Source organism: uncultured Ruegeria sp., from assembly GCF_947504215.1.
Taxonomy (GTDB): Bacteria; Pseudomonadota; Alphaproteobacteria; order Rhodobacterales; family Rhodobacteraceae; genus Ruegeria.
In genome coordinates, this window is sequence record NZ_CANNGO010000008.1 from 143865 (window position 1) to 157557 (window position 13693).

12 protein-coding genes are annotated in these 13693 nt (G+C 57.2%); 9 read left to right on the top strand and 3 right to left on the bottom strand.

Annotated elements, in window-relative coordinates:
• Positions 1-120 precede the first annotated feature (120 nt).
• Positions 121-1347 carry an argininosuccinate synthase gene (locus Q1B21_RS15245; RefSeq protein WP_299081157.1) on the bottom strand — a complete coding sequence of 409 codons (1227 nt, stop codon included), beginning with the start codon at positions 1345-1347 and terminating at the stop codon, positions 121-123.
• Positions 1348-1484: 137 nt separating this feature from the next.
• Here Q1B21_RS15245 and Q1B21_RS15250 point away from each other — a divergent pair, with 137 nt between their 5' ends.
• Together Q1B21_RS15250 and ilvA are read left to right on the top strand one after the other, a co-directional pair.
• Positions 1485-2258, top strand: coding sequence for a hypothetical protein (locus Q1B21_RS15250; RefSeq protein WP_299890616.1), 774 nt, complete (start codon positions 1485-1487; stop codon positions 2256-2258).
• Positions 2259-2316: 58 nt separating this feature from the next.
• Positions 2317-3543: a threonine ammonia-lyase IlvA gene (gene ilvA / locus Q1B21_RS15255; protein WP_299890618.1), complete on the top strand. Its 1227-nt coding sequence runs from the start codon at positions 2317-2319 to the stop codon at positions 3541-3543.
• A 2-nt stretch (positions 3544-3545) separates the two neighbouring features.
• Here ilvA and Q1B21_RS15260 read toward each other — a convergent pair whose 3' ends face one another.
• On the bottom strand, positions 3546-3875 hold the full coding sequence (locus Q1B21_RS15260) for an Hpt domain-containing protein (protein WP_299890620.1): 330 nt from the start codon (positions 3873-3875) through the stop codon (positions 3546-3548).
• Positions 3876-4051: 176 nt separating this feature from the next.
• Between Q1B21_RS15260 and Q1B21_RS15265 the strand changes: the two genes are divergently transcribed.
• Positions 4052-5314, top strand: a complete 1263-nt coding sequence (locus Q1B21_RS15265) for a PP2C family protein-serine/threonine phosphatase (RefSeq protein WP_299890622.1) — start codon at positions 4052-4054, stop codon at positions 5312-5314.
• Here the strand turns inward: Q1B21_RS15265 and Q1B21_RS15270 are convergent.
• A complete protein-coding gene (locus Q1B21_RS15270; RefSeq protein WP_298935898.1) occupies positions 5311-5754 on the bottom strand; it encodes an NUDIX hydrolase in 444 nt (147 codons plus the stop codon). The two genes, Q1B21_RS15265 and Q1B21_RS15270, sit on opposite strands and share 4 nt — an antisense overlap.
• Positions 5755-5830: 76 nt before the next feature.
• Between Q1B21_RS15270 and Q1B21_RS15275 the strand changes: the two genes are divergently transcribed.
• From Q1B21_RS15275 to Q1B21_RS15300, 6 genes are all read left to right on the top strand, one after another.
• Complete coding sequence (locus tag Q1B21_RS15275; protein WP_299890624.1) at positions 5831-6817, top strand: Hsp33 family molecular chaperone HslO; 987 nt, start codon at positions 5831-5833, stop codon at positions 6815-6817.
• Positions 6792-7406 (top strand): CoA pyrophosphatase, encoded by a 615-nt coding sequence (locus tag Q1B21_RS15280; protein WP_299890626.1) that lies wholly within the window; start codon positions 6792-6794, stop codon positions 7404-7406. Before Q1B21_RS15275 ends, Q1B21_RS15280 begins: the two co-directional genes overlap by 26 nt.
• On the top strand, positions 7403-8557 hold the full coding sequence (locus Q1B21_RS15285) for a CCA tRNA nucleotidyltransferase (protein WP_299890628.1): 1155 nt from the start codon (positions 7403-7405) through the stop codon (positions 8555-8557). Before Q1B21_RS15280 ends, Q1B21_RS15285 begins: the two co-directional genes overlap by 4 nt.
• A gap of 197 nt (positions 8558-8754) precedes the next feature.
• Complete coding sequence (locus Q1B21_RS15290; protein WP_299890630.1) at positions 8755-10593, top strand: ABC transporter ATP-binding protein; 1839 nt, start codon at positions 8755-8757, stop codon at positions 10591-10593.
• Positions 10590-12422: an ABC transporter ATP-binding protein gene (locus Q1B21_RS15295; protein WP_299890631.1), complete on the top strand. Its 1833-nt coding sequence runs from the start codon at positions 10590-10592 to the stop codon at positions 12420-12422. Before Q1B21_RS15290 ends, Q1B21_RS15295 begins: the two co-directional genes overlap by 4 nt.
• Positions 12423-12461: 39 nt before the next feature.
• Positions 12462-13691, top strand: coding sequence for a class I SAM-dependent RNA methyltransferase (locus Q1B21_RS15300; protein ID WP_299890632.1), 1230 nt, complete (start codon positions 12462-12464; stop codon positions 13689-13691).
• Positions 13692-13693: the final 2 nt, after the last annotated feature.

Consider the following 13693-nt stretch of genomic DNA (forward strand, 5'->3'; position numbering starts at 1 on the left):
AGACAAAATCTCGGCTGCGGCAAGAGTGACCCAACGGGAACTTGCATGTCACCTAACTGAAAAAGAAAACCCCGGCAGCGTATCCGCGTGCCGAGGCAGTGTTTTGGTCTAAAGCGTTGACTACTTGGCCAGACGCTTGTCCCGTGCCGCCAGCAGCTTCAGGCGCAGTGCGTTCAGCTGGATGAACCCGGCGGCGTCTTTCTGATCATAGGCGCCGGCGTCTTCCTCAAAGGTCACATGCGCCTCGGAATACAACGAATGATCAGACCAGCGACCCACGGTCGAGGCCAGACCTTTGTACAGTTTCACGCGGACGGTGCCGGTGACGTGCTCCTGAGACTTATCGATGGCGGCTTGCAACATCTCACGCTCGGGCGAGTACCAGAAACCGTTATAGATAATTTCGGCATATTGCGGCATCAGCTGGTCTTTCAGATGCATTGCGCCGCGGTCCATGGTGATGGATTCGATGCCACGGTGCGCTTCCAGCAGGACTGTACCGCCAGGTGTCTCGTAGATACCGCGCGACTTCATGCCCACAAACCGGCCTTCGACCAGATCCAGACGGCCAATGCCGTGCTTGCCGCCGTATTCGTTCAGCTTGGTCAGAATGGTCGCGGGGCTCATTGCTTCGCCGTTGATGCTGACCGCGTCGCCTTTCTCGAAACCGATTTCAATGAATTCGGGTTCGTTCGGCGCATCCTCGGGGTGGACGGTGCGCTGATAGACGTAATCGGGCGCCATATCGGCTGGGTCTTCCAGAACCTTACCCTCGGACGAGGTGTGCAGCAGGTTGGCATCGACCGAGAACGGCGCTTCGCCGCGTTTGTCTTTTGCAATTGGGATCTGGTTGGCTTCGGCAAACTCCAGCAGACGGGTGCGGCTGGTCAGATCCCATTCGCGCCACGGCGCAATCACCTTGATGTCGGGGTTCAGCGCATAAGCGGCCAGTTCGAAACGCACCTGGTCGTTGCCTTTACCTGTCGCGCCATGGGCCACGGCGTCCGCGCCGGTGGCTTCGGCAATCTCGACCAGACGCTTTGAGATCAGAGGGCGGGCGATCGATGTGCCCAGCAGGTACAGACCCTCATACTGCGCGTTGGCGCGGAACATGGGGAAGACGAAGTCGCGGACAAACTCTTCGCGGATGTCCTCAATATAGATGTTCTCGGGCTTTATCCCCAGCAGTTCGGCCTTCTTGCGGGCAGGGTCAAGCTCTTCGCCCTGACCAAGATCGGCGGTGAAGGTCACGACCTCACAACCATACTCGGTCTGCAGCCATTTCAGGATGATCGAGGTATCAAGGCCACCGGAATAGGCCAGAACAACTTTCTTGGGCGCGGACATCTGACTTCCCCTTATTCGTAAGACGATTGGCCCCTAACGGGTTTTGTTTCCGGGGGCAAGTTGTGTGGATTGACGCAGGGCAGGAATTGGGGTGAAACGGACGGATAGAGAACAAAGAATACCTGAGGGCGGGTTAAATGCTGGGCTGGAAGATTTTCGCGCATTCGGTGCGCATCGTATTTCGTAATCTGCGTGAGGCGCTTCAAATCGGTCTTGTGCCCAGTGTAGCAGCAGCTGTCTTTAGCGCAGTTGTTTCGAGCTTTACTGACCAAGGCACCGCCACAGAGACTGGGTCATTGTTGTCCACGTCGCCAGAAGACGCATTTCTTCTGTTTGGAACAGCAGTAATGAGTTTCATTGTCACGCTTTGGATTTTCGTCGCTTGGCATCGATTTGTGCTGCTTGAAGAGTATCCGACCGGCTGGATTCCTGGGTTCAAGGCCGATCGTTTTTTCGACTATGTTGGATACACTTTTCTGTTGATCGTGATTTGCGTGATTTCTGCGGTAGGGTTTTCGATGCCTGTTGTGCTGATCGTCAGCTTACTTTCCACGACAATCCCTGTTCTGGGCAGTCTCGCGCAGTTTCTGCCGCTGATCATAGTTATTCTTGTCTATGTCACGTTCCTAAGGCTTGGTACGGTTTTACCCGCGGCGGCGATTGGTGCGCCATTCGGATTAAAGGCTGCAAAAAATGCCACGTCTGGAACCAATGGCACATTGATTGTCACCGCAACTACCATGCTGATCGTCCAGGGTGTTTTTGGGGTGATCCTCTTTCAGTCGTCTCAGCTTTTACCGATTGTCGGCATTGCGAGCCAAACGATTATCGGCCTGATCATATCGCTGGTGAATGTCAGTGTCCTGACCACGGTGTATGGAATCTATGTCGAAAAACGCGAGCTGACCTGATCCTCGTACACATATGTATTCCTTGCCCTTTCGGCGGGGATACGACAGTGAGACCGATATGACCGATTTCATGACCCGCGCCCGTGCCGCTGAACAGGCGATGCGTTCTGTTTTTCCTGCAACTCCAATGCAGCGGAATGCACATTTGTCCGAGCGCTACGGGGCCGATATCTGGCTGAAGCGTGAAGATCTGAGCCCGGTTCGGTCTTACAAGATTCGCGGTGCCTTCAACGCTATGCGCAAGCAGACAGGGCAGGATCTGTTCGTTTGCGCCAGTGCGGGTAACCACGCCCAGGGCGTCGCGTTCATGTGCAAGCATATGAACGTCCGGGGTGTGATCTTCATGCCCGTTACGACACCACAACAGAAAATCCAAAAAACCCGCATCTTTGGCGGCGACAGTATCGAGATCCACCTGACTGGCGACTATTTCGATGATACGCTTGCCGCCGCTCAGACATGGTGCGCCGAACAGGGTGGGCACTTTCTGTCTCCGTTTGATGATGCAGATGTGATTGAAGGGCAGGCCTCGTTGGCTGTCGAACTTGAGGCGCAACTGGGCGCGGCTCCTGATCATATCGTGTTGCCGGTCGGAGGAGGGGGTATGTCCGCGGGCGTTGCGACATGGTTTGGTGATCGCAGTCATTGCCTGTTCGTGGAACCTGCTGGTGGCGCGTGTTTGCGCGCGGCCTTGGCCGCCGGGCATCCCGTAGCACTGGATCATGTCGACACTTTTGTTGATGGTGCTGCGGTGGGTCGGATCGGCGAAAAGCCCTTTGAGTTGCTGCGCGATCGCCATTTGTCGGATGTGTTGACCCTGTCCGAGGACCGTATCTGTACCACCATGATCGAAATGCTGAACGTCGAAGGCGTTGTACTGGAACCCGCAGGCGCGCTGGCGATTGAGGCGGTGGGCGATGTTCAAAGCTTTGTGCGCGGTAAAACCGTGGTTTGCGTTACCTCGGGCGGCAATTTTGATTTTGAGCGGTTGCCGGAAGTGAAAGAACGGGCTCAGCGCTATTCGGGCGTTAAGAAATACTTCATCCTGCGCCTGCCACAGCGCCCCGGCGCCTTGAAAGAGTTTCTGGGCATTCTGGGCCCCGAGGATGACATCGCCCGGTTCGAATACATGAAGAAGTCAGCGCGCAATTTCGGGTCGGTCCTGATTGGGATCGAAACCCGCAAGCCCGAAAACTTCATGCGCCTGTTTGCTCATCTAGATGATGCGGGCTTTACCTATACTGACATCACCGAGGATGAGACACTGGCGCAGTTCGTGATCTGAGATCAGGTCAGGTTTGCGGCAAGATTAGCCTGGAACACTGACTTTGACGCATCATACGCGGCCAGAATTGCGGACAAATCGACGTCCATGCTTTTGCCTGCGGCAGCGCTGCGTTCTCCATCCTGACACAGTTTCGAGAACTGATCGAACCCAAGGCTCAGCGCGCTGCCTTTAAGGAAATGCAGGTTTTGCTCAAGCTCGCGCCGCTCAGTATCCGTGTGCAGGCGTGTGATCACTTCCTGAACTTCGTCCAGAAATATCTCGACGACCTCACCGAACTCATCCGCGCCAACTTCGTCCCGCAATTGTTTGACTCTGGGCCAGTGGATCATGGCCATTCTCCTGAATCGGATTGCGCATATCCGTTGGTACTGTGCGCCCGGTAAATAGCTGGTTAAGCGTAGTGAATTTCTTTAGCTGCGGGCTTTCACCGGATGTTAAACTCCACAGGACTAGGCTCGTCATGTTCGCGAAAATGACACAGCGTAGGGGTTGTTGGGTGCAAGGGGTGAGGCTCGAGCAGGCCAATTCAGATTTGGACTTCGGCGCAATCCGAAAGGTGCTGGTCGTCGATGACAGTCGCCTTCAGCGTCGTATTTTGGTCGCATCCCTCAAGAAATGGGGATTTGAGGTGATCGAAGCGGACAGCGGCGACGTCGCGCTTTCCATGTGTTCCGATGATCCGCCCGACCTGGTCCTGAGTGACTGGGTGATGCCGGGGATGAGTGGGCTGGAATTCTGCCGGTCGTTTCGGGCCTTGGATACAAAGCAATACAGCTATTTCATCCTCCTGACATCAAAGAGCGAAAAGCAAGAGGTCGCACGCGGGCTGGATGCTGGCGCGGATGACTTTCTGATAAAACCGCTTGAGGCGGACGAGCTGCGCGCGCGCATTGCGGCAGGCGCCCGCATTCTGGATATGCAGCGCGAGCTTTCTGAAAAGAACCGGATCATCGAATCCGCGCTTGAAGACCTCAAGCTGGCCCATGATGCGATCGACAAAGATCTGATGCAGGCCCGAAAGATCCAGGAATCACTGGTGCCCGAGTTGACAAGACAGTTCGGAAAATCGCAGGTCAGTTTGTTGCTGAAGCCTTGCGGGCATATTGGCGGTGATTTGGTGGGCATGTTCTCTCCGGGTGAAAACCGGTTGGGGTTCTACAGCATCGATGTGTCTGGTCACGGCATCACATCAGCAATGATGACGGCGCGCTTGGGCGGGTACCTGTCGAGCAGTCATTTTGATCAGAACGTGGCGATGGAACGGCGGTTCAGCAAATTCTACGCACTTTTGCCGCCCGAAGATGTCGCTGACACACTCAACTCGCGACTAATGGCTGATGAGGGGATCGAAGAGTATTTCACGATGGTCTATGCCATCGTCGATTTGCGCAACGGGCATTTGAAAATGGTCCAAGCCGGGCACCCGCATCCTTTGGTGATGCGTCAGGATGGCAACGCTGAGTTTTTGGGCGATGGCGGGTTGCCCGTCGGGCTGTTGCCGGATGTCTCTTTTCAGCAGGTACAAACACAGCTGCGTCCCGGCGACAAGCTCTTGCTATACTCGGATGGATTCACGGAATGCCACCTTGAGGGCGGCGGGATGTTGGACGAAGACGGGCTGCGCGAAATGGCATTGGAATGCGCAGCGGGCCCGGGTGGGCCTGAGTTTCTCGATGATATGTTCTGGCGATTAACGCAGGTGATGTCCCCTGATGATGGCATGGGCGATGATGTGTCTGCCGTGTTGTTTGAATATAACGGGCCCTAAAGCCCTGTAAGGTGAAGACCGGCGAAATGCCGGTCACCGTCATTGCCCAACAGCTCGACCGCGTCGGCGCTATGCATCCAAAGCGCCTCGTGAAACGCCTCGGTCGGTGGGCCCATGCTGCGAACCGGGCGCGCGCGATAGATCAGGCAGATCTTCTCGGCCCACAGGTCGTATTCCGGCATATAGGTAAAGCGGCGAAATGCGCCGACACGGCGGGGTGCTGCAACCGACCACCCGGTTTCCTCAAAAACTTCGCGATGTAGGGCCGCAACAGGCGATTCGCCCGGATCAATACCTCCGCCGGGCAGTTGTAGATCGGGGCCTGGTTCGGTCTGGCACGTCAGCAAAAGATGACGTCCGCGCGGCAGCAAAGCGTAAACTCCGACCCTTCGTTTGTATGTCCGCCCCGGCTCTGGGGTTTCACCGAACCGCCTGATCATGTATGGCCCCTTAAAACCAAATCTGTTCGACCTATATGGTTGCGGTATGCCAACCCGTGGCGTGTAAGGAAACCCCATGTCTCTTGGAACGAAAATCGCGTGGGACGATACCGTCCTGCCCTTTCAACTTGATGTACCGGATATGCGTGGCCGCGTGGCCCGGCTGGATGGTGTGCTCGACGGCATTCTGAAGCAGCATGATTATCCGGAAAAAGTCGAAGCGTTGGTGGCCGAGATGGCCCTGCTGACTGCATTGATTGGCCAGACCGTATCATTGCGCTGGAAGCTGTCGTTGCAGGTGCAGTCCAAGGGCGCCGTGCGCATGATCGCAACCGATTACTACGCGCCGCAGGCCGAGGGCGAGCCCGCCCGCATTCGCGCCTATGCCAGTTTCGACCCCGACCGCTTGACGGACGGCGCGCCGTTCGATCAAGTCGGCGAAGGGTATTTCGCCATCATGATTGATCAAGGCGAAGGCACGCAGCCGTATCAGGGGATCACACCTTTGGCCGGTGGGTCGCTGAGCGCCTGTGCCGAAGCGTATTTTGCGCAATCCGAACAATTGCCGACACGATTCTCACTGAGTTTCGGCAAATCCACCGAGCCCGATGTCGGAGAGCATTGGCGCGCCGGCGGGATCATGCTGCAGCACATGCCAAAGGCCTCGCCTTTTGTGGCGTCAAATGAGGGTGAGGGCGAAATCCTGTCTGCCGAAGATCTGGTTGATGGCGAAGAAGGCGAAAACTGGGGCCGGGTCAACATCTTGCTGGACACGGTGGAGGATTTGGAGCTGATCGGGCCGTCGATTGCGCCGACCGATCTGCTTGTGCGCTTGTTTCACGAAGAACAGCCGCGGGTCTACGACGCCCAATCGGTGCAGTTTGGCTGTACCTGTTCAGAAGATCGGGTGCGCCAAAGCCTGTCGATTTACTCGGCCAAGGACATCGAAAAGATGACCACGCCCGAAGGCGAAGTCACCGCCGATTGCCAGTTCTGCGGGTCACATTACGTGCTGGATCCTGCGACTGTTGGGTTTGATGCCGAAGACGCCGAAGGTGCATGACCCGTCTGAACAGATCCGGGCGGCCCTGCGCCGCCCCGGTCACGGCTCCAGCGATTTTGACCTGAACCTGGAAACCGTTCTTCCGCTCGGACGCAAACTGCGTCCGGCAGGTGTGCTGGTACCAATTTCCGTCGTCGATGACGTGCCACGACTGATCCTGACCAAACGGTCTTCGGCCCTGAAACATCATCCCGGTCAGATCGCCTTTCCCGGCGGCAAGCAGGATGAGGGCGATGTTGATGTCACCGCAGCAGCATTGCGTGAAGCACAGGAAGAAATTGGCCTGCCGAGCGATCTGCCCGAGGTACTGGGATTCCTGCCGACGCATGAGACAGTGACGTCGTTTTCCGTAACACCAGTGGTGGCCATTCTGCGCCACTCATTCCAGGCGATACCTGAGCCCGGCGAGGTGGACGAGGTGTTTTCGGTTCCACTCAAGCATATCCTGGACCCGTCCAATTATGTGGTAGAGTCGCGCAGATGGCGTGGCCAGCGGCGAAAGTACTTCACAGTGCCATTCGGCCCCTATTACATCTGGGGCGCAACGGCCCGCATATTGCGGGGATTGGCGGCGCGGGTGAGTGAATGAAGCAGATTGATGAGCCCTGGGTCTCGGAGCAGTCCACTCAAAAGGTATGTGCCGCCCTGACTGCGGCGGGCAGCCAGGCCTTGTTTGTCGGTGGCTGCGTGCGCAATGCGCTGCTGGGTGTGCCGGTCCGAGACATCGATATTGCCACAGATGCGCTGCCGGATCAGGTGGTTGCGTTGGCAAAAGACGCAGGGCTTAAGGCGATTCCAACCGGAATTGAACACGGCACGGTCACGATTGTCAGCCACGGTATCCCGCATGAAATCACCACTTTCCGCCGCGATGTGGAAACCGATGGCCGCCGAGCCGTCGTAGCCTTTTCTGACAAGGTCGAAGAAGATGCGGCGCGTCGCGATTTCACCATGAACGCGATCTATGCGCAGCCCGATGGGGCAATTCTGGACCCGTTAAACGGCTTACCGGATCTCGAAAAACGCCATGTGCGGTTCATCGGCACCGCTGCGCATCGTATTCGCGAAGACTATCTGCGGTCGCTGCGTTACTTCCGCTTTCACGCCTGGTATGGCGATCCGGATGCCGGGTTTGATCCTGATGCGATGGCCGCAATTTCCAAAAACCTGGACGGGTTGGCGTTGCTGTCACGCGAACGCGTTGGGGCAGAGCTGTTGAAACTTTTGGCCGCACCTGATCCTGCGCCATCTGTTGCCGCAATGCGCAGCACCGGGGTTTTGGCGCAACTGCTTCCGGGTGCGGATGATCGGGCCTTGGGCCCATTGATCCATCTTGAACAGGCGTCCTCGACCGAACCCGATCCTGTGCGCCGGCTGGCCGCGATGGTGACGTCTGAGGACGCAACAACGCTTCGACTTAGCCGGTCGCAATTGCAACGCCTTACCCGCATGCGGGATGAGGCGCAGGCGACAACAAGCGTTGCTGAACTGGGATACCGCTACGGCGACGAGGGCGGGTTGCACGAAACCTTGCTGCGTTGCGCGTTCTTTGAGCAACCCTGGACCGAAGACCTGAGGCAGGCCTTGCATTCAGGCGCGTCAGCCCGTTTTCCGATCAAGGCCAAAGACTTGATTCCTGAGTTTTCCGGTCCGGCGCTGGGCAAGAAACTGGCCGAGCTGGAAGGGCGTTGGATTGCATCGGGCTTTACCCTGACCCGCAAAGATTTGCTGGGCGGTTAGCACGAAGTCTCAAAAGGGGATGACAAATCAAATCGAGTATGGTTACTTGCGCCTGTCACTTGATTTGGAGGGAGGCATGCGAATGTATTACGGGATCTGGTTCGGCTAAAGCCGGAACGCTCGACCCGTAGGGGTGGTGTTCTGGCGCCATCTTTCTTCGCACGTCCTATTTATCTTGCTCAATTGGAGCATCCTCCATGTTTCGCTATTTCGAAAACCTTGTAGACCCTTTTGTCGCCTATACGGAATCTGACACACCACCAACGCGGCTGTGGCCGTTCATGCTGGATTACTCACAGCCCTTCATGAAGGTCTTTTTCTGGGCCGGGCTTATTTCCATCATCGTGGCAGGCGTTGAGATCGGACTGATCTATTACATGGGCCGCGTTGTCGATCTGCTGGGCGGCACGCCGACCGAAGTCTGGCAAAACCACGGAACCGAACTGCTGTGGATGGCCGCATTTATTCTATTGTTGCGACCCATCCTTCATCTGGTCGACGTCCTGTTGTTGAACAACACGATCCTGCCGAACTTTGGCACGCTGATCCGCTGGCGCGCGCATAAACACGTGCTGCGTCAATCGGTTGGTTGGTTCGAAAACGACTTTGCAGGCCGTATCGCCAACCGGATTATGCAGACGCCACCAGCTGCGGGCGAAGTGGTGTTTCAGGTCTTTGACGCGATTTCATTCTCGCTTGCTTACCTGATCGGCGCGGCGATTCTGCTGTACGCGGCAGATGCGCGCCTGCTTATTCCGCTGCTGATTTGGTTCGCGTTTTATGCTGCGCTGGTGCGGTGGACCGTAAAACGTGTTGGACCGGCCTCGCAGGCGGCCTCTGATGCACGCTCGACCGTGACGGGTCGTGTAGTGGACAGCTATACCAACATTCATTCGGTTAAGATGTTCGCCCATAACGCGCAAGAATTGGACTATGCGCGCGAAGCGATCGAGGAAACGCGCCGCACATTTCAGGTCGAAATGCGGATCTTCACTGTCATGGATGCTGTTCTGGTCACCCTGAACGGCCTGCTGATAGTTGGTGTTGTGGGTTGGGCGATTTATCTGTGGATGCAGGGCAGCGCGACCGTAGGTGTGGTCGCCGCTGCAACTGCGCTGACGCTGAGGCTGAACGCCATGACCGGCTGGATCATGTGGGCGCTGACCAGCTTCTTCCGTCAGCTCGGTATTGTGGCTGAAGGGATGCAGACGATTGCGCAACCTGTCGATTTGCTGGACGCCCCGGCTGCCAAGCCTCTGCGCCTGACAAACGGCCAGATCGAAATCCGCGATTTGTCGCATCATTACGGGCGCGAAACCGGTGGTCTGGATCATATCAACATGATCGTTCAGCCGGGCGAAAAGATTGGCCTGATCGGTCGGTCTGGTGCTGGTAAATCGACCCTCGTGAAACTGCTCTTACGGTTTTACGACGTTGAACGCGGCGCTATCCTGATTGACGATCAGAACATCGCACAGGTCACTCAGGACAGTCTGCGCAGTCATATCGGTATGGTTCAGCAGGACAGCGCATTGTTGCATCGCTCGGTTCGGGACAACATTCTATATGGCCGTCCTGATGCCACTGAATTGCAGATGATCACAGCGGCGAAACAGGCCGAGGCGCATGAGTTCATCCTTGACCTGCAGGATCCTGAAGGGCGCACCGGCTACGACGCGCATGTGGGGGAACGCGGCGTAAAGCTCAGCGGTGGTCAAAGGCAGCGGGTGACGCTGGCGCGGGTGATCTTGAAAGACGCCCCGATATTGTTGTTGGACGAGGCAACATCCGCCCTAGATTCCGAGGTTGAAGCGTCAATTCAGGAAACCCTCTACGGCATGATGCAAGGTAAAACCGTGATCGCCATTGCCCACCGGCTCAGCACTATCGCACAGATGGACCGCATTCTGGTGATGGATGGGGGCCGCATCGTGGAAGAGGGTGCGCATTCCGAGCTGTTGTCGCAGGGCGGCCTTTACGCGCAGTTCTGGGCGCGGCAGTCTGGCGGCTTCATGAATCCGGAGGCCGCTGAATGAGGGTTGCCGACCTCATAAACCCATTCAACAACATCGAAACGCCCCCACCGCAGACTTTGGGGGCGTTCATTCGCTGGAGCTTATCCGGCGCGTGGCCGATGCTGTTTATTGCGGCGTTCTTCTCGGCAACCGCTGGGGCGATGGAGGCGGGAACCGCCTGGATCCTCGGTTGGGTGATCGATGTGGCGACTTCCAGCGGGCCTGAGGACTTTCTGACCGCAGGAAACATGTGGATGATCTTCGGCGCAGTGGCGTTTTTCATGGTGCTGCGACCCATCCTGTTTGGGCTGTCGTCGCTGTCGAACAACTACATCGTCATGCCTAACATCCCGCCATTGGTTCTGGCCAAGTTGAACCGTTGGACGCTGGGCCAGTCCGTGACCTATTTCGATGACGATTTCGCGGGCCGGATTGCTCAGAAGCAGATGCAGACCTCGAACGCCATGGCCTCGGTCGTGTCGGAAACGATTAGCGCAATTGTCTTCGCTTTGGCGTCACTTTTGGGCTCTTTGCTTTTGTTAGGGTCTATTCACCCGTTGGTGATGTTGCCGTTTGCGGCCTGGCTTGTGGTGTATTTCTTGCTGGTGCGGTGGTATCTGCCGCGCATCCGCAAACGATCGGCAGAACGGGCCGGGGCGCGTGCGATGGTGTCAGGACAGGTGGTCGATGCGATCACCAATATCAAAACCGTCAAACTGTTTGCCCATGCGAATTTCGAAGATCAGGCTGCGCGGCACTCGATGGTCGAGCTGCGCGAAAGATCGCTGGATTTCGGCAAACTATCGGTAAGCTTCCGATTTATTCTGATGACGCTTGCCGGGATTCTCCCAGTCCTGTTGCTGGGCGCAACGCTTTGGCTGTGGCAAGCCGGCAGTGCAACTGCTGGCGATATCGTTGCGGCCGGTGCCGTTTCGATCCGCATCGCGCAAATGACAGGCTGGGTCAGTTTCACGCTGATGGGTCTGTACGCCAATGTCGGAGAAATCGAGAACGGCATGAAGACGCTGGCCAAGCGCGACCGAGTCGAAGACGCATCACAGGCCGGCGAGCTAAGCGTTACCGAAGGCAGCATCAGTTTTGACGCTGTCAGCTTTGCCTATGGCCGGGATGTTGGCGGTGTCACAGACCTGAATATGACCGTAAAGCCGGGTGAGAAACTGGGTATCGTCGGTGCTTCCGGTGCCGGGAAATCAACCTTGGTTTCGCTTTTGTTGCGGCTCTATGAGGGGGAAAAAGGTACAATTAGCATCGATGGGCAGGATGTGTCACATGTGACGCAGGACAGCCTGCGCCGCCAGATCGGCATGGTCACGCAAGAAACAGCGATGTTCAATCGCTCGGCCCGCGAGAATATCCTCTATGGTCGCCCTGACGCCCGAGAGGCTGAGATGGTCGAGGCGGCCAAAAAGGCCGAAGCGCATGAGTTCATCCTCAGCCTTCAGGATGCGCATGGTCGCACCGGATATGATGCGCATCTGGGAGAACGTGGAGTGAAACTCAGCGGCGGTCAGCGTCAGCGGATCGCATTGGCCCGCGCCATTCTGAAGGACGCGCCGATCCTGGTGTTGGACGAGGCGACATCAGCGCTGGATTCCGAGGTCGAGGCATCGATTCAGACCGCACTACACCGGGTGATGCAGGGCAAGACGGTTCTGGCCATTGCGCACCGTTTGTCGACGCTCAGCGAGATGGACCGCATTGTCGTGTTGGACCATGGACAGATCGTGGAAACCGGCACCCATGATGCGTTGTTGGAAAAAGGCGGGCTATACGCTCGGTTCTGGCATCGTCAATCGGGCGGGTTCATTCAGGCGGAAGCTGCCGAATAAGGGTTTTGTTGCGGGTAATCCCCCGGTATCAGGCCAGCTATGACGCAACAATTCACCATAAACCGCCTTGGGCACCAGGGCGATGGCATCGCGGATGGCCCAGTCTATGCGCCGCGCACCCTGCCAGGTGAGGTGGTCAGCGGCACGCTTCTGGATCAATTCCTGACTGATATTCGGGTGGATACGCCTTCCGACCAGCGGGTGAAGGCGCCGTGCCGTCACTATAAGGCGTGTGGCGGATGCCAGCTGCAGCATGCGTCTGATGCGTTTGTTGCAGATTGGAAAGTCGACATCGTCCGCAACGCGCTTGCGGCACAAGGGTTAGAGGCGACTATGCGCCCGATCCACACGTCGCCGGAACGATCTCGTCGCCGCGCGACGATCACTGTGCGTCGGACGAAGAAGGGCACGCTGGCCGGTTTTCATGGACGCGCTTCGGATACCATCACAGAAATTCCCGATTGCCATCTGTTGGACCCGGCCCTGATTGCCGCGATTCCAGTGGCCGAGGCGCTGGCCGTGTTGGGCGGCAGCCGAAAGGGGGCTCTTGCCGTTACCCTGACCCTGTCCGAGGGCGGTTTGGATGTGGCCGTCAAAGGTGGCAAGCCACTGGATGGACCTCTGGAACTGGCGCTGGCGCAGGCCACGGAGAAACATGCGCTCGCGCGGCTCAGTTGGGATGGCGAGGTGATTGCCATGCGCCACGCCCCTGTTCAACGGTTTGGAGATGTCACGGTCGTGCCCCCGTCGGGCGCGTTTCTGCAAGCAACCAAAGACGGCGAACAGGCTCTAACATTGGCGGTTTTGAAGGCTGTTCAGGGCGCTAAGCGAGTTGTTGATCTGTTTTCCGGCAGCGGTACGTTCTCTCTCCCATTGGCAAAAATGGCGGAAGTCCACGCAGTTGAGGGTGAAGCTGCCATGACCCAAGCCTTGGATAAGGGATGGCGCCGGGCGCAAGGCCTCAAGCGTATAACGACAGAGGCGCGGGATCTGTTTCGCCGTCCGTTGATGCAGGATGAGTTGAACTCCTTTGATGCTGTTGTTCTGGACCCGCCGCGCGCAGGGGCCGAAGCGCAAGTGGCCGAATTGGTTCAGGCGCAACGCCCGGTGATTGCCTATGTCTCGTGCAACCCGGTGACCTTTGCGCGCGACGCCAAATCCCTTGTCGATGCAGGATATACTCTTAAATGGGTACAGGTTGTTGACCAATTTCGATGGTCGTCACATACGGAACTTGCCGCGCGGTTTGTGCTGAACCCCGGATCTTGAGC

Bases quoted from the DNA above. Each gene is read 5' to 3' on its own strand.
- Q1B21_RS15245 (WP_299081157.1), bottom strand. From the start codon at position 1,347: ATGTCCGCGCCCAAGAAAGTTGTTCTGGCCTATTCCGGTGGCCTTGAT.
- Q1B21_RS15250 (WP_299890616.1), top strand. From the start codon at position 1,485: ATGCTGGGCTGGAAGATTTTCGCGCATTCGGTGCGCATCGTATTTCGT.
- ilvA (WP_299890618.1), top strand. From the start codon at position 2,317: ATGACCGATTTCATGACCCGCGCCCGTGCCGCTGAACAGGCGATGCGT.
- Q1B21_RS15260 (WP_299890620.1), bottom strand. From the start codon at position 3,875: ATGATCCACTGGCCCAGAGTCAAACAATTGCGGGACGAAGTTGGCGCG.
- Q1B21_RS15270 (WP_298935898.1), bottom strand. From the start codon at position 5,754: ATGATCAGGCGGTTCGGTGAAACCCCAGAGCCGGGGCGGACATACAAA.
- Q1B21_RS15275 (WP_299890624.1), top strand. From the start codon at position 5,831: ATGTCTCTTGGAACGAAAATCGCGTGGGACGATACCGTCCTGCCCTTT.
- Q1B21_RS15280 (WP_299890626.1), top strand. From the start codon at position 6,792: ATGCCGAAGACGCCGAAGGTGCATGACCCGTCTGAACAGATCCGGGCG.
- Q1B21_RS15285 (WP_299890628.1), top strand. From the start codon at position 7,403: ATGAAGCAGATTGATGAGCCCTGGGTCTCGGAGCAGTCCACTCAAAAG.
- Q1B21_RS15290 (WP_299890630.1), top strand. From the start codon at position 8,755: ATGTTTCGCTATTTCGAAAACCTTGTAGACCCTTTTGTCGCCTATACG.
- Q1B21_RS15295 (WP_299890631.1), top strand. From the start codon at position 10,590: ATGAGGGTTGCCGACCTCATAAACCCATTCAACAACATCGAAACGCCC.
- Q1B21_RS15300 (WP_299890632.1), top strand. From the start codon at position 12,462: ATGACGCAACAATTCACCATAAACCGCCTTGGGCACCAGGGCGATGGC.